This is a genomic window from Catenibacillus scindens (assembly GCF_014202115.1).
Classification (GTDB): Bacteria; Bacillota; Clostridia; order Lachnospirales; family Lachnospiraceae; genus Catenibacillus; species Catenibacillus scindens.
This window is the reverse complement of sequence record NZ_JACHFW010000001.1, coordinates 439820-462408: the sequence shown is the minus strand read 5'-3', so window position 1 is coordinate 462408 and position 22589 is coordinate 439820. Positions and strand designations below refer to the sequence as shown.

Below are 22589 nucleotides of genomic sequence, written 5' to 3'. Positions count from 1 at the left end.
GTTTTTTCTATCCGGCTATGATAGAATAAAATCACATACTATGATTGAGGATGTCGAATGTGTCTAGCCAGGCACATTCGGCAATCCTGTCTGTAAGGGTATGTCGTTTCCACTGTTTCAAAGTATCATATTTCTGGCGGGAGGTGATAAAGCATATGACCAATGAAGAATTGTTGATAGCATTGTCTGATATGCTGGATCAAAAACTTAAATCCGAATTACAACCGATAAAAGATGATATACAAGAGATGAAAGAAGACATCCGAACGCTGAAGGCGGAGATGAAGATCCTTAAACAGGATGTAGAGAGCCTTAAACAGGATGTAGAGATCCTTAAACAGGATGTAGAGAGCCTTAAACAGGATGTAGAGATCCTCAAACAGGATGTAGAGATCCTCAAACAGGATGTAGAGATCCTCAAACAGGATGTGGAGAGCCTCAAACAGGATGTGGCAGATCTTAAACGAGAGATGAAGATCCTTAAAGCAGATGTGGAAAATCTCAAAGCCTCTGTACATATTCTGGAAGGCCGGGCCGATCTTACCGATGCGAGATGGCGTCAGATGTCTGAAGATATACGGGCAATTAAAGCGGAGATCGAGACTGAGATCAGGCCCGCCATTGCCCTCCTTGTGGAGAATTATGTGCCGGCGGCCCGCCGTTTTTCTCAGGCAGCGGATCGAATTGAGTCTATGGAAAAGGATATTATACTGATCAAGAAGGTTGTCCAGGAACACAGCCGCAGGTTTGAGCAGATGGACCGATGTGTCTGACGGCATGTCTGGTTTAATAAAAAATCCTCTGCAAGTAAACTTGCGCCGTATTTTTATTAAACCAGCCGCATGGCTGAATCGTTACAAAATAATAAGCAAATAAGAAAAGGTATGAGATCACAAAATGGGAATTGCCCCAAATGATGTGATTTCATACCTTTTTTGCTGCCGGGTTGTGCCAGGTAACAGATTATGTTAAAATGAAGAAATAATCCGGAGACGGACAAGTGGGTTGTCAAAGATCTTCGGATATGGTTTTGGCGCAGATAAAAATAAGACAATGGAGTGGGAGCATGAGAAATATCAGGCTATTGATGGAATATGACGGCGCCCGCTATGACGGCTGGCAGCGCCTTGGGAAAAAAAGCGGGCAGACGACCATTCAGGGAAAGCTGGAGGAAGTTTTAAGCCGTATGACGGGAGAGAACGTGGAGGTTATCGGTTCCGGGCGGACAGACGCCGGCGTCCACGCCATGGGCCAGGTGGCCAATTTCCACACAGAGTGCGGCATGGACTGCCATAAGATCCGGGAATATATGGAGCGCTATCTACCTGAGGATATCGGGATCTTATCGGTGGAAGAGGCGCCGCAACGGTTTCACAGCCGCCTCAACGCTATTGGCAAAAAATATCTGTACAGAGTTTATGTTGGCGAGAGGGCCGGTGTGTTTTGTAGAAAATATGTTCACTGTATACGGCGGATGCCGGATCTTGATAATATGAGAGCGGCGGCTTCAAGCCTTGTGGGACGCCATGATTTTATTGCTTTCTCATCAGTCAGGCGGACAAAAAAGTCTACGGAGCGGGAGCTGTACTCCATAGAGATCCTTCCCTCTGAAAAAGAGATCCATATGATTTTTGACGGCAATGGTTTTTTGCACCATATGGTGAGGATCATGGCCGGAACTCTTTTGGAAGTAGGGCTTGGAGAAAAAAAACCGGAAGATATGGTTAAGATTCTTGACAGCAAAAACCGTCAATGCGCTGGAGTTATGGCGCCGGCTAAGGGACTGTTTCTCATGGAAGTCCGTTATAGCGGCGGGCAGGAAAAGATAAGGAGTTAAGATGAGTCGGATTTTAGTTGTAGAAGATGACGCGATGATCGCGTCAGGGCTGACCTATGCCCTGGAGCAGGAGGGCTATGAGACGGTGGCGGTGTCTGGCTGCGCGTCTATGAAAGAAGCATACGCCCCGGGCCGGTTTATTATGGCGATTTTAGACATTACCCTGCCTGACGGCACAGGATATGATTTATGTAAACTTATACGGGGGCAGGAAGATATTCCGGTTTTGTTTCTTACCGCCTGCGATGACGAAGTCAATGTAGTTATGGGTCTGGATATGGGGGCGGATGACTATATAACAAAGCCTTTCCGCATCCGGGAACTTTTAAGCCGGATTAAGACTATACTCAGGCGCTATGGTAAAAACAAGGAGGATGAGAACCTTTTTTGCTACGGCAATGTTTCCGTAGATCTGAAAAAAGCCCGGGTGACTAAGGGGGATCAGGAAGTTTTGCTCACAGCCATGGAATATCGGCTTTTACTGACTCTGATCCAGAATCAGGGCCAGGTTTTGACACGGTCCCAGCTTCTGGAAGGTATATGGGATATTGCCGGGGATTTTGTCAATGATAACACGCTGACCGTCTACATTAAGCGGCTTCGTGAAAAACTGGAGGACGATCCTGCTCACCCCGCTCTGATCAGGACTGTGCGTGGGCTTGGGTACTGCCTGGAAGCTGGGAGGTAAGATGATACGGAATAAAAAATTTTTAGCCATGATCCTGGCATTTGTTTGTATAATGGCGGCGTCCTTTTTGGCAGCTCTGTGTTTCCCTCGTTACGCTCTTTTTATTATGGGCGGCGGAATGATCCTTCTTGCCGTCTCTTTTGTCATATTTACATGGTTAAGATATAAAGATTTAAAAGATCTGTGCCAGCAGATCCGCAGGTTTGGAAAAAATCCTGAGTTTTGGACAATGAAGCAATTTTCAGAGGGAGAATTAAGTTATCTTGCCAGTGAAATTGGCAAGCTGGAAGTCAAGCAGCGGGAACAGGCGGCTTTGTTGGCGGCGGATAAAAATTATCTGGCTGATGCTATTTCCGATATTTCCCACCAGTTAAAAACACCATTAACGTCTATGAGTATGATGGCTGATTTTTTGAGGGACAGTCATCTCTCCGCAGAAAAAAGGGAGGAGTTTACCGGGAATATCCGAAGCCAATTAGAGCGCATACAGTGGCTTGTGTCGGCCCTCCTAAAAATGGCCAGGCTGGATGCCGGGGCAGTAACTATGAAAAAAGAACCTGTTAATGTGCTGGAGCTGGTCAAAAAAGCGTCTCAGCATTTGATGATTCCCATGGAACTTAAAGGCCAGCAGTTGAAGATCAACTGCGGTTCTGAAATTACTTTTCAGGGGGATTTTTTATGGATGAGGGAAGCTTTGGCCAATCTTCTTAAAAATAGTATGGAACATATGTCTTTTGGAGGTACCCTTTGGGTGGATGTCACAGATAATCCTCTTTATGTGAGCATTGATGTGGCTGATGAAGGCAGTGGTATATCCAAAGAAGATTTGCCCCATATTTTTGAGCGCTTTTATAAAGGAAAGAACGCCTCACCGGACAGTGTGGGCATCGGCCTTGCCATGTCCCGCCAGATCATCCATCAGCAGAACGGAGATATCCATGTGGATAGCCAGGAGGGGAAGGGTACCCGGTTCTGTATAAAACTTTACAAGTGATAAGCTGTATTTTATGGAAATGGAGAGTATTTATGTTAAAAGTATTAATTGCGGATGATGAAATGATCATTTGCCAGATGCTGAAAAAACTGATCCATTGGGAAGAAAAAGGATTGTCTGTTGAGGGGATTGCCACAAATGGCATTGAATTGTATGAAATGATGAAAAGTGTCCGCCCGGATATTGTTATTACAGACATACGGATGCCTGGGTACGACGGCCTTCAGATCGTAAAGAAGGGTATTAGTCTGGGCTTGTCCGCCGATTATATTATTATGAGCGGTTACAAAAATTTTGAGTATGCCCATACAGCCTTAAACCTGGGAGTAAAACATTATCTGCTCAAACCTATCGACGCTAAAGAGCTGAATGATACATTAGACCAGATCCTTAAAGAGAGGAATTTCCTCGAAAATGCCAAAAAGGAAAAACAGGAGGCGGAGGCCATCGCCCGAAGCGGAAAACATAAGATCCGACAGCATTTTCTCAATTCTATTGTGGAGTCGGTGTCTAATGTTGATGATCGTCAGGCTCTTGTTCAGGAAGATTGTGAATTTACTAACGGATGTTTTTTAACCTTCTTTACAAAAATTGATTCTGAGATCCCGGTGACGGATATAAAAAGTCTTCTGGAAATTATTAATTACCAGATTGAAAAAATTATGGACATTCCTTCCTGCGAGTTTATTAATTCTCATGTCCAGAGCGGCATCATTACAGTAGTCAATTACCCTGTGGAGCTTCGCCAGTGCGTCCATGAAAGGATCAAGGACGCTTTAAAGTACTGTCAGAAGGAACTGGATAAATTTAACAATTATCATGTGACTATCGGCGTGGGTCAGGAAAAAAACTCAATGGCAGAAATCCGGGGATCTATTCAGGAAGCTATTGAGGCTGTAAAATGCAGATTGAAAAAAGGTGTAGACATTGTGATTTTTTGGAACGCGCTTCATTACAAAAACGTTTCTGTGGAGAATATATTTCTTCCCAAATATCAGTCGGTGATGAAAAATCAGGTGGAGATACTGGATGCCCAGGGCTTTGTGGATGTAGCGACGGAAATGTATGAACTGGTTCGCAAAACTATTAATTATTCCCCGCTGATCTTTTTCTCACTGATTGACCGGATGACAGCCATGATTAAAGAGGTCTGGACAGCAAATCAGGTGGCGCCCCAGACTATTGAGGAGCTGGAACAACGCATTCAGATGATCCTGGACTGTAATTACGAGGAAAATATGCTTTTGTACACCTATGACGAGACGGTGAGCCGTTTTTTTGAACGGGTAAAAGAAGAAAAGAAAAATGCCAGCCAGCTCCCCATACGGATGGCACGGCAGTATATTAATGAAAACTACAGCCGGGCCATATCCCTGGAGGAAGTGGCCGAGGCTATCGGATTCAGTCCCGCCTATTTAAGCACCCTATTTAAAAAAGAGATCGGCATTAATTTCAGCGATTATCTCACATCATGCCGGATGGATGCCGCAAAAAAACTTCTGAAAGAGGAGAGTCTTTCTATTAATGAGATCGCAGGAAAAGTCGGGTATTCAGATTCAAAATATTTTAGTAAGATTTTCAATAAAGTGGTAGGGTTAAAGCCCAGTGAGTATCGAAAACTCTACCGTTAGGAGCGCATAAAGTGAGCAAGAGGATTTTTAAACCAGGGAAAAATACCTTTGGGATTATTTTTTCCGGCATTATTTTGGTGGGAGTTTTCGTGTTTATTTCCCCCTTTTTATATGCCCATATGAACAGCCTTGTCTACTGGGTTGTAGTGATCGCCGTGATGGCTGCGGTTCTTGGAATGTGTCTGCTCTTCTACCGGACAGTTTATCTGCCCTTTCTGAATCTGGAGCGGCGGATACAGATGCTTCAGGTATCTGACGGTGATGATGTGTCAGACATGTTTTCAGATACCGATTCCGTCCTGGAGAGGATTGATGACCTGATCAAGTTAAAACAAAATGAGATGGAGCGTGAGCAGGCGAGGATTCTGATGGAGGAAAAGATGAAGTATGCCGAGCTGCAAAATCAGATTAACCCTCATTTCTTATATAATACTCTGGAAAATATACGGGGACAGGCTATTATTGACGATAATATGGTCATCGCGGAGATGACGGAAGCATTGTCCAAATATTTTCGCTACAATATCAGTAAAGATAATGATATTGTAAAACTGGCCCAGGAACTGGAAAATATAGAAACATATGTGAAAATACAGCAGTACCGTTTTAATGGCCGATTCGACTTTAGGATCATCAACCATGATCAGACGGATGTAGTCTTTCGCTGTATGATTCCTAAACTGACGCTGCAGCCTATTGTAGAAAACGCCATATTCCATGGGATGGAGAACAAGATTCAAAAAGGTCATATTGTGGTTCATGTAGATCTGTCGGGAGAACATGTGGCGGTCATTGTGGCTGACGACGGCGTGGGAATGGACGAGGAGACGCTGACGCGGCTCCAGGAAAAATTAAAAACACCTCCATCGGCGGGAAGATGGAAGGACAGCGGCAGCGACGGCATTGCTATGAGCAATATTAACGCCCGCTTAAAACTGCTGTACGGCCCCGAATATGGGCTAAATGTCTCCAGCATAAAAAATGTGGGGACTCAGGTGGAGCTTATACTTCCGTTGAAGACAGGAAAGGGATAAGGATGGGCAGTCAAGAACTATTATTTATGCAGAATGTTGTCACGGGAGAAGGGCGGGAGGCTTTAAACGGCCTTGACCTTCACCTGTGCCAGGGGGAAGTGGTGGAACTGTTCGGTGTGTCCGGGGCAGGTAAGACCGCCCTTTACAATTATTTTATGGGATACGAACCCTTAAAGGAGGGCTATGTAGCCTTTAACGGCCGGACTTACCGGCCGCAGGAAAGATTTGCCGACCAGAAAAATGTAGTCTGTGTCTCCAAAAACAGTACATTGATTGGCGGTCTGACCATCGCAGAAAATATCTGCGTTATTGCCAGCAGGAGAAAGGTCCGGGGGCTGGTCCACCGGAAAAACATTAATTTTCGCACAAATTTTTTGCTCCAGCAGTATATGCCGGAGCTTAGGGCAGAAATGACCGCAGATACGCTGACTGTTTCCCAGAGGCATATGGTGGAACTCCTCCGGGCTGTTGAGTGCGAGGCCAAGATGATTTACATTGATGACATTATGGCCGGTTATGGCCAGGGTGATTTTAAGCGTATGGAAAGAATGCTTATCGCTCTGAAGGAGAAAAATATATCCATACTTCTGGCACGTCAGGGCAAAGATCCTCTCTCATCTGTCAGCGATAGGGTGGTGGTCCTTTTTCGCGGCAAAAATGTAAAAACCTTTTACAAGGAGGATTATAATACAGTGACCGTGAATCAGTGGATGCTTGGCAGCGATACCCTGGCAGCCCTGCGCCGCAGCTCTTACCGGACAGATAAGGTGATATTTTCTGCCCGGAGGGTGCAGGGGCCGGAATATATAGCTTCCCTGACGCTGGATCTTCACAAAGGGGAGGTGGTGGGCTTTTATGATATGAATAATTATGCCAACCTGGAAGGTGCGCGGATGCTAACCGGAGAGGAACCCTATATTTTTGGACAGATGCGGCTTAATGGCCGGACGTACGCCCCTGAAAATTTGTTTCAGGCCATAAATCTGGGGGTAGGCTGCATTCCGTGGTACAGGGATGTCTCAGGCATTGTGGAATCCATGGATTGCGGGGAAAATCTTTTCCTTCCAGTGATGAGGAAGATGAGCCGGTGGGGAATTTTTTACAATAAGAAAGCGGAAAGGTTTCTGGCCCGGGAATATTTCTCAAAAACAGGGATTTCACGGGAGTTTCTGGGGATGAGAGCGGAAAAACTGGATGTATATAACCGGGTGCAGCTTATATTGACCAAGTGGATACTCACCCGGCCGGCCATTCTTGTCTGTGAGGAACTGACAGAGGATAGCGACCTGAAGATGAAAAACATTATTTTAAGCGCCGTGGACACGCTGGCTGCCAACGGAACTTGTGTGGTCATTACGGCTCACGATATGAAAGACCTGATGAATATATGCGACACCATCTATATTATGAACAGCTATGCCGACAGCAAACGGGCAGAGAAAATTCAGGTAATGAAAAATATGTGATTACGGACAGCTCTTATCCTTGGGATGGGAGCTGCTTTCTTCAGGTTCAAAAAAAAGTCCACCTTTTAGAAAAATTGTCGTATTGAAGGGGGGCGGGAAAAATGTTAAATTTTTATCATCAAAATCAAAGGAGAGGTTACTATGAAAAAAAGATTTTTTGGATTATTCCTTGGCGCTTCTATGGTGCTTTCTATGCTGGCTGGCTGCGGCAATTCTGGCAGTGAGACTACAGCGTCCACAGGCGCAGCGGAGAGTGAGACTCAGGCTGCCAGCGAAGCTGCCGGTGAGACAGCTACAGGCGCTTCTGAGGCCATTGAAGATACAGCACAGAGCGTTGCCGACGCTGTAGAAGAGACTCTTGGCACAGCCAACGGCGAGGGCAAGCTGGTAGGAATTACCGTTCCAAGTATCGGCAATGACTTTGCTCTGGCAGTAACCAACGCCATGCAGGAGGCGGTAACAGCCACAGGCGCTACAGTGCAGTTTGATTCCGCTGAGGTTGATGTAACAACACAGATCAGCCAGATTGAAAACGATGTAACTATGGGATGCGACATTCTTGTCGTATGGGCAGTTAACGGCGACGGTGTTGCCAGTGCGGTTGAACAGGCAGTAAATCAGGGCATTCCTGTACTTGCCTTTGCCAATGAAATTCCTACAGCAAGCTGCTCTATGATATCTGCAAGCGACGCGGATATGGGTACTGCCTGCGGTGAGATCGCTCTTGACTGGCTGGATCAGACATTCCCGGATGCCGGCGATGGCGAAATTAAAGTGCTTGCCATTACAGCATCAACATATCCTGAAGCCGGATGGCGTTCTGACGCTATTGTGGCAAAGGTATCTGAAGACAGCCGCGTCAACCTCATCGAGGCTGAGGTTGCTGACTGGAACGATCAGGCTGCTGCCCGCACAATGGTAGAAAATCAGCTCCTGGCAAATCCTGATGTAAAGATGATTGTTACCTGCAACGGAACGACAGCCCTTGGCGCGGAATCTTTCGTAATGTCCAGCGCTTCCAATATTGAAGACAAAGCCAATTTCGGTATCTTCACTGTTGACCAGACCGATGAAATTGATTCCAAGATTCAGGCTTCTGTAAATAACGAGAGCGTACTGAGAGGTACAATTTCTATGGGTACTATTGATGACACAGTGGGTGATTTCATGAAAGCGATGACTCCGCTTCTTAACGATCAGGAGCCTGTTGACGTGAATGGATCTGCTTTCAAAGTAACTCCGGAGTCTTTTAACTAAATAATGTCTGACATTGATCAAAAGTTTCCCCTGTCTGTATAAATGCAGGCAGGGGATTTGGATTCAAGAGTTATGACATCTGCAATAAGATTAAATTCTGGGAAGGGTGCAGGCATGGAGTCAAAAACTGTATTAAGCATGAAAAATATTACCAAATTGTATCCTGGAGTTGTTGCGCTGGATAACGTGAGTGTGGATTTTAAAGCTGGCGAAGTGCATGCGCTTTTAGGAGAGAACGGCGCAGGGAAATCCACATTGATTAAAGTGCTGTCCGGCGCGATTACTAATGACGGCGGAAAGATTGTGATTGGCGGAAATGAGTATGATCATATGACGCCGGCTATCTCCAGGGGTTGCGGTGTAGAAGTTATTTATCAGGAATATAACCTGATCGGAGGATTGTCCGTGGCTGAGAATATCTGTCTGGGAAGACAGATGCATGGACTTGTCAATAAAAAAGAAATGGTTTCAGTGACACAGGAGCTTTTTGAAAAATATCATATTAATATTAATCCGAGAGCCTATGTCAAAGAACTGTCCACAGCCCAGCAGCAGCTTGTGGAGATCACAAAGGCCATTTCCAAGGATGCCCAGATTATTGTTATGGATGAGCCTACGGCTCAGCTTACAATGTCTGAGGTTAATAATTTATACGAAATTATCCGGAATTTAAAAGCTAAAGGCAAAACCGTTATTTATATTTCCCACCGTCTGGAGGAACTTTTTGAGATCACGGACCGGGTGACCATTATGAGAGACGGCGCCTATGTGACTACTGTAGACACAGATAAGACAACCAGAGATGAGCTGATCACTTTAATGGTTGGCCGTGAGTTAAATGATTCTTATCCAAAGAGAGACTGTGTCAGGGATGAGGTTGCCCTGAAAGTTGAACATGTCAGCGGATATCATAATACCGACGTTTCCTTTGAACTGAAAAAAGGGGAAATCCTGGGTGTGTCCGGCCTTGTGGGTGCAGGGCGTACGGAGCTTATGAGAGTCATCTTCGGCGCAGATAAAAAACTGGCCGGAACGGTTTATGTTGACGGAAAAGAAGTCCATATCCATTCTCCCAAAGAAGCCCTTGAACTGGGAATCGGTCTGATTCCGGAAGACCGTAAGATGCAGGGCTGTTTTCTCAACAGCAGTATTGAGTGGAACATCAGTATTTCCAATATACGAAAACTGACAACAGGACGTTTTATTGATAAAAAGAAAGTCCGCCGTCAGGCGGAGCATTACGAGAAAATGCTCAATATTAAAACCCCGTCTCTGGAACAGAAGGTCCGGAATTTAAGCGGCGGTAATCAGCAGAAAGTTGTTCTCGCGAAAGTACTTGCGGCAGATACGGAGATTATTATTTTCGACGAACCTACAAGAGGTATTGATATCGGAGCGAGACATGAAATTTATGATCTTATGAGCGACCTTGTCAAAGAAGGCAAAGCGATCATTATGGTCAGCTCTGATATGGAAGAACTTCTCGGAATGTCGGACCGCATTATCGTACTCAGCGAAGGCAAGCTGACCGGCGAACTTAAAAAAGATGAATTCAGCCAGGAAGCCATTATGCATCTGGCGTCTCATGAGTAGGGAGGATAAGGACAATGACAAAAAGTAAGATCCAGAAATTAATTAAAGATAATATGATGCTGATCATACTTATCTTAATGGTGATCATCTTCTGTATTTTTTCACCAAATTTCCGTTCTTTTAGAAATATTATGAATGTATGTACACAGAATGCGTACTTCATTATCGCTGCCATCGGCGTGGCCCTCGTCATGATTAGCGGTGGTACCGACCTTTCCGTTGGACAGGCCATGGCGGTTATCGGTATCAGTATCGCCATGTTTATGCAGAATCTTGGCCTTCCGGTAGTTGTAGCCATCATCCTTGGCCTGATTGTCGGTATTATTTTAGGATGCTTCAATGGTTTTATGGCCAATCTTTTGCGAATACATCCCATGATCGTCACCCTGGCGACCATGACATTATTCCAGGGTATTTCCTACACATTGTCCGGTTCTAAATCATTTTATGGTTTCCCGGACAGTTATATAAATATCGGACAGGGATATGTCGGTCCTATTTCTGTTCCTGTAATCATCGTTATTGTTGTAGCTGTTGTCATTCATTTAATGCTTGAAAAGACCTGCTTCGGACGTTTCATCTACGCTGTCGGCGGAAACGCTGAGACCGCAAGACTTGCCGGTATCAATGTAAACAAGATCAAAGTCATGGTTTTTGGTATTGCCGGAGCCCTGTTCGCTCTTGCGGCTATTGTGCTGACATCCCGCGGCGGTTCCGCCAGTTCCAACATCGGGCCTGGCGTAGAATTTGACTGTATCACAGCCTGTGTTCTCGGTGGCATCTCCTTTATCGGCGGTGAAGGCAAAGTAAAAGGCGCCATTGTCGGATGTCTGATCCTTGGTTTCCTCACCAACGGTATGCAGATGATCGGTATGGGTACATATATTCAGTACATTGTCAAAGGTATTATCCTGCTGGCATCTATCGGATATGATACATATCAGCAGACAAAAGTTAAAAAAGCGCCTGCGAAAGCATAATTGCTCGGCTTGTGATCAGGGACGAAATTTTGCGGATTTTGTCCCTGATTTTGTGTGATACGCCCGGAGCAAGATTTTCAAAACAGGTGTTGAAACCGCCGGATAAATCGTTTAAAATAATAATAGTAAAAGAGAAGAAGGGTTAATAACAGCGTGAATAGCAAGTATTCATGCGTGATAATAATCAATAGAAGGAGGCATTTCCAGATGAAAAAAGTTTTAGGAATTGCGTTTGGCCGAAAAATGTCCAACACGGATGTCATGGTAAAGACAGCCCTGATGGAATGTGAGAAGGCCGGTCATGATGTGCGTTTTATCCGCGCCGATGATCTTAAAATTGAAGACTGTACCGGATGTATTTCCTGTGTTGTAGGTATGATTTCCGGGCGGGGCAAAGGCGGATGCCCGATCAAAGATGATATGGCTATTCTGGATGAAGCACTGATGGAATGCGACGCTTTGATTGTCGCTTCCCCCACATATGAAATGTCGCCCACAGGCAAGTTTAAAACTGTATGCGACCGTATTGGCCCCTCTCATGATGTAAGTTTTCGTCTGGAGGCAAGAAAAGAAGGTCTTGCCGCCGGAAAAGATCCTAAAGATCTGCCTGATGAGCGTTCCCTTAAAAAACGTGTGGGTGCCCTGGTTTCCGTGGGCGGAGCTATGACAAAGAACTGGCTCAGCTTTATGCTGCCTACCATGTTTGAGATCACTATGTCTATGGGTATTGACGTTATTGATACATATGAGTATTACGGCGCCATGGCTTATGAGCATGTTGTAGGCAATGAGCCTGTGATGGAGAGAATGCGCCTTGTAGGACGCCACATTGCCGAAGCCCTTGCCGCTGAGAATGAGGAAGAACGGACAAAATGGCGGGGTGACGCTGAGGGAACATGCCCGGTATGTCACTGTGATATGCTTACAGTCCTTCATGACGGCACCGGTGTGGAATGTCCGGTATGTGGTATCCGCGGTGAGCTGTCTGTTGTGGACGGAAAAATTAAAGTGGTATTCTCAGAGAAAGAGCAGAAACGGTCAAGACTGTTTTATGCTGGAAAGCTGGAGCATTCTACGGAGATCAAAACTCAGGCAGCGCCTCCGGGAAGTATTCCCAATAAGGCTCAGCTTCTTGAACCTTACAAAAATTACGCTACAGAATGGAAATCCTGATAACGCAGCAGAGCCTGTCCCCGGTCTTGGCCGGGGGCGGGCTCTGTTTTTAATCCTGGGGAACAATTTTTTCGTAAAACTTTCTAAGCCTCCTCTGGCAGAATGCCACTACGCGGCCGGTAAAGATCATGGCAACGATAGTACCAATGCCGATGCCTAGAAGACTTCCACAGGCGATCCATCCGATGATCAGGGAAATGATGATGGAGGAAAGATCGAACACGTTTTTTCCGAAGCCGAAGCCCCGCTTCAGCTTCTGACCCAGAGCATTGGCAAAGCCGTCGGCAGGGTTGGGAACGATCTTCATGCTGACGGTCATGGAAGCTCCAAGACCTGTGAAAATGATGGCAAACACAAGGGCGCCTATCCGCAGGGGAATGTTGTCCGCCATAGGCAGAAAGCGGTCAAACAGGTCGATGAACACGCTTGTGAAAAGACTGGCGGCAACCTGGAGAAGCTGCCATACTTTAAAATCTTTTCGCAGCAGAAGGATCTGTAAAAATACAAGAAAAACATAATAGAAGAAAGTCATTGTGCCAAAATTTATCCCTGTCAGCACAGAAATACAGTAGGCGACAGAGACAATGGGGGATACGCCCAGACCGGTCTTAGTGTTCAGGGTAATGCCGAAAGCAAGGATGATGATCCCGGCCAGATAAATGATGATCCGGCGGAACAGTTTAGATTGGTGCAAAGGAAACGCCTCTTTTCTTATTTAATATTGTGGGATGGAGTTCTATGATGCTTCCTATAGTATAAAGCAAATTTTTCCTTATTACAAAGATATTTTTTAAGGATTTGTATTCCTTAGCCGTCTATGTTATGATGTAGTAGTCAAAGAGTCTTTTGATGTGACAATTCAGCCATCAGGAAAGGAAAGTTTTAAATGACAAAAGAAGAATTGGCATTGGAAGTTATAGACCGGTTAAAAAAAGAATATCCGGACGCGGGATGTACTTTGGACTATGATCAGGCGTGGAAGCTGCTTGTCAGCGTACGCCTGGCAGCCCAGTGTACAGACGCAAGAGTCAATATTGTTGTGGAAGAGCTGTATAAACATTTTCCGGATGTCAATGCCCTGGCAGACGGTGATGTGGACGAGATCGAGGCCATTGTCAGGCCATGCGGCCTTGGAAGGAGCAAGGCCAGGGATATTCACAAGTGTATGCAGATTTTAAGAGATGAGTATGGGGGAAAAGTCCCCGATGACTTTGATCTCCTTTTAAAACTTCCAGGGGTGGGGCGCAAGAGCGCCAATCTGATCATGGGGGATGTTTTTGGAAAGCCCGCCATTGTCACAGATACCCACTGTATACGTCTGGTCAACCGAATGGGCCTTGTGGACGGTATAAAGGAACCCAAAAAGGTGGAAATGGCTCTCTGGAAGATCATTCCCCCGGAGGAGGGCAATGATTTCTGCCATCGCCTTGTGTATCATGGCAGAGACATCTGTACTGCCCGGACAAAGCCCTTCTGCAGTAAATGCTGCCTGGAAGATATCTGTGAGAAACACGGTGTCGATTAGTGAGACGGCCCCCGCGTGAAATGGAGTGGATAAAAGGTGAGTGAGAAAAAACTCAGGGATCATATTGTGAAAATCCGTGTAACTGCCGCAGTGCTGAGCCTGCTTTTGCTGTTTTTTTCAGGTATCGCTATACTATTTATGGTGCTTGCAGAGCGCAGTTCTTATACAGCTCAAATGCAGGCATTTGTCAATGAATATAAAATCAATGTGGAGCGCCAGTATGATTCCGACCTTGAATCACTGGAAACACTGGCGGCATTTATATCGAATCACTGGCTGGAAGCGCTGGAAGGCAGAACAGATAATGGTTCAGGCTCCCAGGGAGCTTTTTTGCGTCTTGGTTATTGTGAAAAGGATACGGATAAAATCACCATCAGCCTGACTAAAAATATGGGACAGGATCTTTTATTAGAAGAGCAGTCTCCCAAAGTGCAGGAGATTGTTAAAGCAGCCTGGGAAGGGGAGGTTCGCATTTCCAGAATGTACAGCGATGAATCTTTCGGACAGCAGGTGATTGCTTATTGTGTTCCGGTGTATGATGGCGACGTGGTGACTGGAGCTTTGCTTGGCGTAAAAAGTCTTGAAGTTTTTGAAGAGATCTTAAACAACGCTACACTGTCCCAGATTTCCATGGATGTCGACTGGATTAATTCTAAGGGAGAGTACATTATGTCTTCGGAGAATAGCATCATAAAGGATTCTACGGAGAATATTTTTGATATGCCATATATTTCAGAGGAAAACAAGGCGGCAATTAAAAGGCAAATGAGCAAAGGAAGAGCGTTTACGTCAAATTTCAGGAGAGATGGTAAAACATATCCGCTGTATTTTGAGCCTTTAGATCAAAATGGATGGTATCTTGTATGTACAGACCGAACCAGTGAAATTAAAAGTCCGGTGTATTTCCGTTTCGTTATTGTTGTATTTACCTTTGTTGTTGTGATCGTATTAAGTATTGTTTCTATATTATACGGATCGCGTTTTCTTAGAAAAAATCACAAGACATTGCTTGAGCTGGCCTATTATGACCCGTTGACCGGCGCTTATAATCTGCCTAAATTCAGGGAGGAGGCAGGGGAACTGCTCAATGCCGATTCCAAGTACAGTGTTGTTTTGCTTAATATTCGTCATTTTCAGTATATGAACGAGATTTTCGGAAGGGAAGGCGCTGACCAGCTTTTACGCAGTTTTTACGACGTATTGCGGGATTCTCTCAAAGAGGGCGAGTGCTGCTGCCGTTATATGGCAGATGAGTTTTATGTTTTGATTCACTCTCAAAATATTTCCGAAATCCGGGAGCGGATTGGGAAAATAATGGAAAAGGCCGGCACCCTTGGGTCAAGTATTCAGAAAAACTATCCGGTTTATCTTTATGCCGGTGCGGCAGTAAACCAGGAACAGAAGTCCGGTGATCAAAACGGTTCACGTACAGGGACAATGGAAGAGCATCTTATTCATAATGCCGAGTTTGCCTTAAAGCATGCCAGGGAGGAGACAGGAAACGCTCTTGTTTTTTATGATGAAGATATTTATCAGGCCGATCTTTTTGAAAAATCTATTGAGAGCCATATGGAACAGGCACTTAAAGAGGGAGAATTTAAACTGTTTCTACAACCGAAAAAAAATTTGAGAACGGGAAAAATTGATTCCGGTGAAGCTCTGGTGCGCTGGATCACAAAGGATGGTTCCATGATTTATCCGGATCAGTTTATACCTGTGTTTGAAAAGAATGGATTTTGCGCGGTGCTGGATTTGTATATGGTAGAGCAGGTATGTATCCAGATGCGCCGTTGGCTGGATGCCGGTTACGCGCCTGTGAAGGTATCTGTCAATCAGACAAAACGGCTGTTTTACCAGTCGGATTATATTGACAAGCTTTGTAAAATTACCGAACGTTATAATATACCGAGAGAATCTATTGTGTTGGAAATATTGGAGGGCCTGGCGGCAGAAAGTATTCCGGAGTTAAATAAAAATATTTCCATACTCCATGAAAAGGGCTTTAAGATTTCTCTTGACGATTTCGGAACCGGATATTCGTCTTTAAATCTCCTGGCAAGCCTGGAAATTGACGAGGTTAAACTGGATCGCGGTTTTTTGGCTTATAATGGTCCTGAAAATAAAAAAGTGGAGATCCTGATGACCAATATTATACATCTGGCCGGGGCTTTGCATATATCTACCGTGGTGGAAGGCGTAGAAACTAAGGAAGATGAAAGTTTTATTTCCGGAATGGAATCGGATTACGGACAGGGTTATTACTACAGCAGGCCTGTACCCGTGGCTGATTTTGAAAAATGGCTGGAATCTGTATAAAATTTTACCCACGCCCCCACGTTAGCAATCGTTGGGCCCGCGCCATTCGCAAAGCCGCAGCTGACGCTGCTTTCACGCGGCTTACGCCGCGCCTTTGCTCATTATCTGGCGTTGTGAACGTATTAGAACTATTCAGCGTGCATCTCGGATCACGCGGCTTCGCCGCTTCACCGCCGCATTAGCGGCTTTGATCCTCGATTATGGCTAAACGCCATATGTCCGTATCAATAAAAATCCTCCTGCAAGTAAACTTGCGGTGGCTTTTTATTGATACAGACGCACGGCTGAATAGTTGCAAAAAATCAGCAATTTGTGTATTTACATATTTGAAAGGCTATAATATAATAGGGTTTAGAGTGCGTAAAAACGGATACTTGGCATAAGTCATTACGCCAGATCAAGGAGGATATAATCATGAGTGTACAAGTAGAAATGTTAGAAAAGAACATGGCCAAACTGACAATTGACGTTCCGGCTGATGAGTTTGAAAAAGCCATCACCAGAGCTTACAATAAAAATAAAGGCCAGATTTCCATTCCTGGTTTCAGAAAAGGCAAAGTGCCCCAGGTTCTGGTTGAAAAAATGTACGGCCCGGCCATCTTTTATGAGGAGGCTGCAAATTATGTAATGCCGGAAGCCTATGAGAAGGCTGCCGAGGAGTCTAAGCTGGATATCGTGTCCAGACCGGCCATCGACGTGACACAGATGGAAAAAGGCAAAGACTTCATCTTTACCGCCGAAGTGGCTGTAAAACCGGAGGTAACTCTTGGCGAATATAAAGGTATTGAAGTTGAGAAAACTCAGATCGAAGTGACTGACGAGGAAGTTGACGCGGAGATCAAAAAGACTCAGGAGCAGAACTCCAGAGAGATCACTGTAGACCGTCCTGCTGAAAATGGCGATACGGTTGTTATTGATTACGCCGGAACTATTGATGGCAATGCCTTTGACGGCGGTTCCGATAAGGGCCATTCCCTTGTCCTTGGCTCCAACACATTTATCCCCGGTTTTGAGGATCAGCTCATTGGCGCTACAGCGGACAGCGACGTGGAAGTACATGTAACATTCCCTGAAGATTATCACGCAAAAGACCTGGCTGGAAAAGAAGCTGTATTTGCCTGCCATGTCCATGAAGTAAAGACAAAAGAATATCCGGAGATCGACGATGAGTTCGCTCAGGATGTTTCCGAGTTTGATACTCTGGCTGAATACAAAGAAGATGTGAAGAAACATATCACTGAGAGAAAAGAAAACCAGGCTAAGGCTGAAAAACAGCAGAAGGTTATGGATAAAGTCATTGAAAACGCCACAATGGATATCCCTGACGCTATGGTAGACACACAGGCTGCCAATATGGTTGAGGAGTACGCTCAGAGACTGAGCTACCAGGGTCTTTCCATGGATCAGTATTTCAAATTTACAGGCATGAACGCTGAGACATTAAAAGAGCAGTTAAAGCCTCAGGCACTGAAAAATATCCAGAGCCGTCTTGTTCTTGAGGCAGTGATCGCCGCTGAGAACATTGAAGTTTCTGACGAAGAGTTTGATAAAGAGATTGAAAAGATGGCTTCCATGTATCAGATGGAAGTAGACAAAGTGAAAGAACTGCTGGGCGACGCAGAGAAAGAAAACATTAAGAATGATCTGGCAGCCCAGAAAGCGGTTGAGTTTGTTACAGACGCAGCCGTTGAAAAATAATACAGACCAGGCAGGGCGGTGTGAATAATGCCGCTCTGCTTTTAAAGACAGGAGGAATAAGTATGAGTTTAGTACCTTATGTCATTGAGCAGACCAGCAGAGGAGAGCGGTCTTATGATATCTTCTCCCGGCTTTTAAAAGATCGTATCATTTTCCTTGGAGAAGAAGTAACAGACGCATCAGCAAGTCTTATTGTATCTCAGTTATTGTTTTTGGAGTCTGAGGATCCGGGCAAGGATATCAGCCTTTACATTAACAGCCCCGGTGGTTCTGTTTCTGCGGGACTGGCGATTTATGATACAATGAACTACATTAAATGCGATGTGTCCACCATTTGTATGGGTATGGCTGCCAGCATGGGCGCATTCCTTCTGGCCGGCGGAACAAAGGGAAAACGTTTTGCCCTGCCCAACGCCACCATTATGATCCACCAGCCCTCCGGCGGAGCCCAGGGTCAAGCTTCCGATATTAAGATCGTTGCTGACCGGATCATTGAGACTCGTAAACAGTTGAATCAGATTTTGGCTGAAAATACAGGAAAGCCTCTTTCTCAGATTGAGATCGACACAGAAAGAGATAATTATATGAGCGCTGAGGACGCCAAAGCCTATGGTCTGATCGACGATGTGATCAAGAACAGAGTATAGAATGTGAGGTAACCTATGGCAGGTCGTATGGATGACAAAAAGTTACAGCCCAGATGCTCTTTCTGCAATAAGACTCAGGATCAGGTCCGCAAACTTATTGCAGGCCCCAACGCCTATATCTGCGACGAGTGCGTGGATATCTGTGCCGAAATCATTAGTGAAGAATTTGAGGAAGATCAGGAGTACGGGGATATTAATCTGTTAAAACCTGTGGAGATCAAAAATTTCCTGGATCAGTATGTGATTGGTCAGGATGACGCCAAGAAGGTACTGTCTGTGGCTGTTTACAACCATTATAAAAGAGTTATGGCTGTTAAGGACCCAGATGTAGAACTTCAAAAAAGCAATATTATCATGGTAGGTCCTACAGGTTCAGGAAAGACATTGCTGGCGCAGACTTTGGCGAAGATGCTCAATGTGCCATTTGCTATTGCAGATGCCACTGCTCTGACCGAAGCCGGTTATGTGGGCGAGGATGTTGAAAATATTCTTTTAAAGCTGATCCAGGCGGCAGATTACGACATTGAGCGGGCTCAATATGGTATCATTTATATTGATGAGATCGACAAGATCACCCGGAAATCGGAAAATGTTTCCATTACAAGAGATGTTTCCGGAGAGGGTGTTCAGCAGGCATTGCTGAAGATTCTGGAAGGCACAGTAGCCAGCGTTCCCCCTCAGGGCGGACGCAAACATCCCCATCAGGAGTTTATCCAGATTGACACGACAAATATTTTATTTATCTGTGGGGGAGCCTTTGACGGTCTGGAGAAAATCGTGGAATCCCGTATCGGACAGAAGTCCATTGGATTTAACGCCCAGATCGGCATGACTCCGGAAGAAGTCAACGTCGGCGAGCTTCTGAGGAAAGTCCTTCCGGAAGACTTTGTAAAATACGGACTGATTCCGGAATTTATTGGCCGTGTTCCCGTCAATGTGGCTTTGGATCAACTGGATGAGCCGGCTCTTGTGCGGATACTGACAGAGCCTAAGAGCGCCATAACCAAACAGTACAAACGGCTCTTTGAGATGGACGGCGTGACCCTGGATTTTGAGCAGGGCGCTATTGAGGCTATTGCTAAGAAAGCTTTGGAGCGCAAAACCGGCGCCCGCGGACTTCGGGCCATTATGGAAGATACTATGATGGATATGATGTTTACCCTTCCTTCAGAGGAGCAGGTGGAACGGTGCCTGATCACCCGTGACGTAGTGGAAAAAGGCGCGGCTCCGGTGCTGACTTACGGGGACCGTATGATTCCAAAAAAACCGGTGACCCGCAAGCTGCCAAGAAAGAACAGCGGCGAGATCGCCTGAAATCCCTCCTTGAGAGGGGGCTTTCATAGTACATAAGATAAAAATGAATGAGGGCTGTGGCAGTGATGAGATCTGACACAGCCCTTATTCAGACAGGAGAAAAAATGAGCGAGATTAACATAACACTTCCAGTGATCCCTCTTAGGGGCCTGGCCGTCCTTCCGGATATGATCATTCACTTTGATGTGATCCGGAAAAAATCGGTCCAGGCTCTTGAAGCGGCCATGGTGGAAGAACAGAATGTATTTTTAACGGCACAGCTTGACCCGGATGTAGATAATCCTGAGGCAAAAGATTTGTATACCGTGGGTACGGTGGCAAAGATCAAACAATTGGTCAAGATGCCCCAGGATACGGTCAGAGTCCTTGTGGAAGGAAAATTCCGTGGGAGAATGGACGATCTGATTCAGAGCGAGCCTTATCTGATGGCAGACGTATCTATTTTTGAAACCGGCGGCCACCTGGAAGAAGTTCAGGGGGAGGCTATGCTGCGTTATTTGAAAAATCAGCTTGAGGTTTATTCCTCGGTCAATACTCAGTTTGGCACGGAGCTGGTACATAAACTGGAAAATGAAGAAAATCCGGTAAAATTAATGGATCAGATGGCCATTAATATTCCTATGGATTTCCGTTCAAGACAAAAACTGCTGGAGGCGGTGGATATACAGAGCCGTTTTGAGACTTTAGTCGGCCTTATATCCAGAGAGGTGGATATTATCCAGATCAATAAAGAAATCCAGGCAAAAGTAAAAGAGCGGGTGGATAAAAGCCAGCGGGAGTACGTTCTTAGGGAGCAGCTTCGGGTAATCCGCGAGGAGCTTGGGGAGAACAATCTGATGTCCGAGGCGGAAGAATTTGAGCAGGCTCTTAAAAAGCTGAAAGCGGACAAGAGCGTAAAGGAAAAAATCGCCAAAGAAATCGAACGGTTTAAAGCTACCGGGAACAATCCTTCGGAGAACGGCGTCCTTCGCGGTTATATTGAGACTTTGCTGGAAATGCCCTGGAATAAAGAGGGAAAAGATAATCCGGATACAAAAAAGGCGGAGCGGATTTTGCGGGCTGACCATTATGGTCTGGAAAAAGTGAAAGAGCGTATTCTTGAATATCTGGCTGTGAGATCTCTGGCCAAAAAGGGAGATACCCCGATTTTATGTCTTGTAGGACCGCCGGGTACTGGAAAGACGTCCATCGGACGGTCTGTGGCGCGGGCCCTCAACAAAGCCTATGTGCGCATCAGTCTTGGCGGAGTCCATGATGAAGCGGAAATCCGGGGACACAGAAAAACCTATGTGGGAGCCATGCCCGGCCGTATTGCCACTGCCTTAAAGTCTTCCGGAGTCAATAATCCGGTCATGCTTTTAGATGAGGTGGACAAAGTGGGCAACGATTATAAGGGGGACCCCTTTGCGGCTCTTCTGGAAGTTCTTGACAGTGAGCAAAATAATAAATTCAGAGACAACTATATTGAGATCCCCATTGATCTTTCCAATGTGCTTTTTATTGCCACTGCCAACACCACATCCACTATTCCAAGGCCCCTTCTGGACCGTATGGAAGTCATTGAGATCAGCAGTTACACGGAAAACGAAAAAGTACATATTGCCCGGGAACATCTGATCCCCAAGCAGCTTGAACGTCACGGTTTTGGCAAAAAACAGATTTCCATCAGTGACCGGGCTCTTGAAAAGATGATTATGAACTACACCAGGGAAGCCGGCGTGCGAAATCTGGAGCGCCGTATTGGGGATATCTGCCGCAAGTGTGCCAAAAAAGTGATCGCCTCCAATGTGAAAAACATAAAGATTACTGAGAAGAATTTGGAAAAATATCTTGGAAAGCCACGGTATACTTTTGATCTGGCCAACACAAAAGATGAGATCGGTGTTGTACGCGGACTGGCGTGGACCAGCGTGGGCGGAGATACCTTATCGGTGGAAGTCAATGTACTTCCCGGTACCGGAAAGTTTGAACTGACAGGACAGTTGGGGGATGTTATGAAAGAGTCGGCAAGAGCCGGTATCAGCTACATCCGCTCCATGGTGTCCAAATACGGCATCGACAAAGAATTTTTTGAAAATAATGATATCCATATCCATATTCCAGAGGGCGCTGTGCCGAAGGATGGTCCGTCTGCCGGTATTACTATGGCTACGGCGATGATATCCGCCATTACCCGGCGTAAAGTGAGGGCGGACGTGGCTATGACGGGCGAGATCACTTTAAGAGGCCGGGTACTTCCCATCGGCGGCCTGAAAGAAAAAGTTTTAGCGGCAAAGATCGCGAAAATAAAAACAGTGATTGTTCCTGAGACAAACCGCCAGGATATTGAGGAGCTGGAAAAAGAGATTACCGACGGACTGGAAATTGTTTTTGTCTCTGATATGGATCAGGTGCTTGAGGTCGCTCTTTGTCCGGAATGATTCCTGTCCAGTGAAA

The 22589-nt window shown here is 45.6% G+C and carries 18 protein-coding genes; 17 read left to right on the top strand and 1 reads right to left on the bottom strand.

Going from position 1 to position 22589, the window contains the following annotated elements; translation table 11 throughout:
* Window positions 1-155: 155 nt before the first annotated feature.
* The 11 genes from HNP82_RS01920 (at window position 156) to HNP82_RS01870 (ending at window position 12653) form a co-directional block, all read left to right on the top strand.
* On the top strand, window positions 156-773 hold the full coding sequence (locus tag HNP82_RS01920) for a hypothetical protein (RefSeq protein WP_183770875.1): 618 nt from the start codon (window positions 156-158) through the stop codon (window positions 771-773).
* A gap of 293 nt (window positions 774-1066) precedes the next feature.
* On the top strand, window positions 1067-1837 hold the full coding sequence (gene truA, locus HNP82_RS01915; RefSeq protein WP_183770873.1) for a tRNA pseudouridine(38-40) synthase TruA: 771 nt from the start codon (window positions 1067-1069) through the stop codon (window positions 1835-1837).
* A gap of 1 nt (window position 1838) precedes the next feature.
* The gene (locus HNP82_RS01910) at window positions 1839-2525 is read left to right on the top strand and encodes a response regulator transcription factor (protein ID WP_183770871.1); all 687 of its coding nucleotides are present in this window, start codon (window positions 1839-1841) and stop codon (window positions 2523-2525) included.
* Window position 2526: 1 nt separating this feature from the next.
* Window positions 2527-3519, top strand: a complete 993-nt coding sequence (locus tag HNP82_RS01905) for a sensor histidine kinase (RefSeq protein ID WP_183770869.1) — start codon at window positions 2527-2529, stop codon at window positions 3517-3519.
* Between the two features lie 32 nt (window positions 3520-3551).
* Window positions 3552-5150 (top strand): helix-turn-helix domain-containing protein, encoded by a 1599-nt coding sequence (locus tag HNP82_RS01900; protein WP_183770867.1) that lies wholly within the window; start codon window positions 3552-3554, stop codon window positions 5148-5150.
* A gap of 11 nt (window positions 5151-5161) precedes the next feature.
* Complete coding sequence (locus HNP82_RS18325) at window positions 5162-6184, top strand: sensor histidine kinase (protein WP_183770865.1); 1023 nt, start codon at window positions 5162-5164, stop codon at window positions 6182-6184.
* A 2-nt stretch (window positions 6185-6186) separates the two neighbouring features.
* On the top strand, window positions 6187-7650 hold the full coding sequence (locus HNP82_RS01890) for an ATP-binding cassette domain-containing protein (protein WP_183770863.1): 1464 nt from the start codon (window positions 6187-6189) through the stop codon (window positions 7648-7650).
* A gap of 141 nt (window positions 7651-7791) precedes the next feature.
* Window positions 7792-8907, top strand: a complete 1116-nt coding sequence (locus HNP82_RS01885) for a sugar ABC transporter substrate-binding protein (protein WP_183770862.1) — start codon at window positions 7792-7794, stop codon at window positions 8905-8907.
* A gap of 114 nt (window positions 8908-9021) precedes the next feature.
* On the top strand, window positions 9022-10500 hold the full coding sequence (locus HNP82_RS01880; RefSeq protein ID WP_183770860.1) for a sugar ABC transporter ATP-binding protein: 1479 nt from the start codon (window positions 9022-9024) through the stop codon (window positions 10498-10500).
* Window positions 10501-10514: 14 nt separating this feature from the next.
* A complete protein-coding gene (locus tag HNP82_RS01875) occupies window positions 10515-11480 on the top strand; it encodes an ABC transporter permease (protein WP_183770858.1) in 966 nt (321 codons plus the stop codon).
* A gap of 207 nt (window positions 11481-11687) precedes the next feature.
* A complete protein-coding gene (locus HNP82_RS01870; protein ID WP_183770856.1) occupies window positions 11688-12653 on the top strand; it encodes a flavodoxin family protein in 966 nt (321 codons plus the stop codon).
* A gap of 49 nt (window positions 12654-12702) precedes the next feature.
* On the opposite strand, the gene HNP82_RS01865 is transcribed toward HNP82_RS01870, so the two are convergent.
* Window positions 12703-13347 carry a YczE/YyaS/YitT family protein gene (locus HNP82_RS01865; protein ID WP_207720521.1) on the bottom strand — a complete coding sequence of 215 codons (645 nt, stop codon included), beginning with the start codon at window positions 13345-13347 and terminating at the stop codon, window positions 12703-12705.
* Between the two features lie 192 nt (window positions 13348-13539).
* Here HNP82_RS01865 and HNP82_RS01860 point away from each other — a divergent pair, with 192 nt between their 5' ends.
* From HNP82_RS01860 to lon, 6 genes are all read left to right on the top strand, one after another.
* On the top strand, window positions 13540-14178 hold the full coding sequence (locus HNP82_RS01860) for an endonuclease III domain-containing protein (protein ID WP_183770854.1): 639 nt from the start codon (window positions 13540-13542) through the stop codon (window positions 14176-14178).
* 36 nt (window positions 14179-14214) lie between these two features.
* Window positions 14215-16494, top strand: a complete 2280-nt coding sequence (locus tag HNP82_RS01855) for a bifunctional diguanylate cyclase/phosphodiesterase (protein ID WP_183770851.1) — start codon at window positions 14215-14217, stop codon at window positions 16492-16494.
* A 414-nt stretch (window positions 16495-16908) separates the two neighbouring features.
* Entirely contained in the window at window positions 16909-18192 is a 1284-nt protein-coding gene (gene tig / locus HNP82_RS01850) for a trigger factor (protein WP_183770848.1), read from the top strand.
* 62 nt (window positions 18193-18254) lie between these two features.
* A complete protein-coding gene (clpP, locus tag HNP82_RS01845) occupies window positions 18255-18839 on the top strand; it encodes an ATP-dependent Clp endopeptidase proteolytic subunit ClpP (protein ID WP_183770846.1) in 585 nt (194 codons plus the stop codon).
* Window positions 18840-18854: 15 nt separating this feature from the next.
* Window positions 18855-20153, top strand: a complete 1299-nt coding sequence (clpX, locus tag HNP82_RS01840) for an ATP-dependent Clp protease ATP-binding subunit ClpX (RefSeq protein ID WP_183770843.1) — start codon at window positions 18855-18857, stop codon at window positions 20151-20153.
* A 104-nt stretch (window positions 20154-20257) separates the two neighbouring features.
* Window positions 20258-22573, top strand: a complete 2316-nt coding sequence (gene lon / locus HNP82_RS01835; RefSeq protein ID WP_183770841.1) for an endopeptidase La — start codon at window positions 20258-20260, stop codon at window positions 22571-22573.
* Window positions 22574-22589 lie beyond the last annotated feature (16 nt).

What these genes read in the sequence shown, in the direction of transcription:
- HNP82_RS01920 (WP_183770875.1), top strand. Translation starts at nt 156, where the DNA reads ATGACCAATGAAGAATTGTTGATAGCATTGTCTGATATGCTGGATCAA.
- truA (WP_183770873.1), top strand. Translation starts at nt 1,067, where the DNA reads ATGAGAAATATCAGGCTATTGATGGAATATGACGGCGCCCGCTATGAC.
- HNP82_RS01910 (WP_183770871.1), top strand. Translation starts at nt 1,839, where the DNA reads ATGAGTCGGATTTTAGTTGTAGAAGATGACGCGATGATCGCGTCAGGG.
- HNP82_RS01905 (WP_183770869.1), top strand. Translation starts at nt 2,527, where the DNA reads ATGATACGGAATAAAAAATTTTTAGCCATGATCCTGGCATTTGTTTGT.
- HNP82_RS01900 (WP_183770867.1), top strand. Translation starts at nt 3,552, where the DNA reads ATGTTAAAAGTATTAATTGCGGATGATGAAATGATCATTTGCCAGATG.
- HNP82_RS01890 (WP_183770863.1), top strand. Translation starts at nt 6,187, where the DNA reads ATGGGCAGTCAAGAACTATTATTTATGCAGAATGTTGTCACGGGAGAA.
- HNP82_RS01885 (WP_183770862.1), top strand. Translation starts at nt 7,792, where the DNA reads ATGAAAAAAAGATTTTTTGGATTATTCCTTGGCGCTTCTATGGTGCTT.
- HNP82_RS01880 (WP_183770860.1), top strand. Translation starts at nt 9,022, where the DNA reads ATGGAGTCAAAAACTGTATTAAGCATGAAAAATATTACCAAATTGTAT.
- HNP82_RS01875 (WP_183770858.1), top strand. Translation starts at nt 10,515, where the DNA reads ATGACAAAAAGTAAGATCCAGAAATTAATTAAAGATAATATGATGCTG.
- HNP82_RS01870 (WP_183770856.1), top strand. Translation starts at nt 11,688, where the DNA reads ATGAAAAAAGTTTTAGGAATTGCGTTTGGCCGAAAAATGTCCAACACG.
- HNP82_RS01860 (WP_183770854.1), top strand. Translation starts at nt 13,540, where the DNA reads ATGACAAAAGAAGAATTGGCATTGGAAGTTATAGACCGGTTAAAAAAA.
- tig (WP_183770848.1), top strand. Translation starts at nt 16,909, where the DNA reads ATGAGTGTACAAGTAGAAATGTTAGAAAAGAACATGGCCAAACTGACA.
- clpP (WP_183770846.1), top strand. Translation starts at nt 18,255, where the DNA reads ATGAGTTTAGTACCTTATGTCATTGAGCAGACCAGCAGAGGAGAGCGG.
- clpX (WP_183770843.1), top strand. Translation starts at nt 18,855, where the DNA reads ATGGCAGGTCGTATGGATGACAAAAAGTTACAGCCCAGATGCTCTTTC.
- lon (WP_183770841.1), top strand. Translation starts at nt 20,258, where the DNA reads ATGAGCGAGATTAACATAACACTTCCAGTGATCCCTCTTAGGGGCCTG.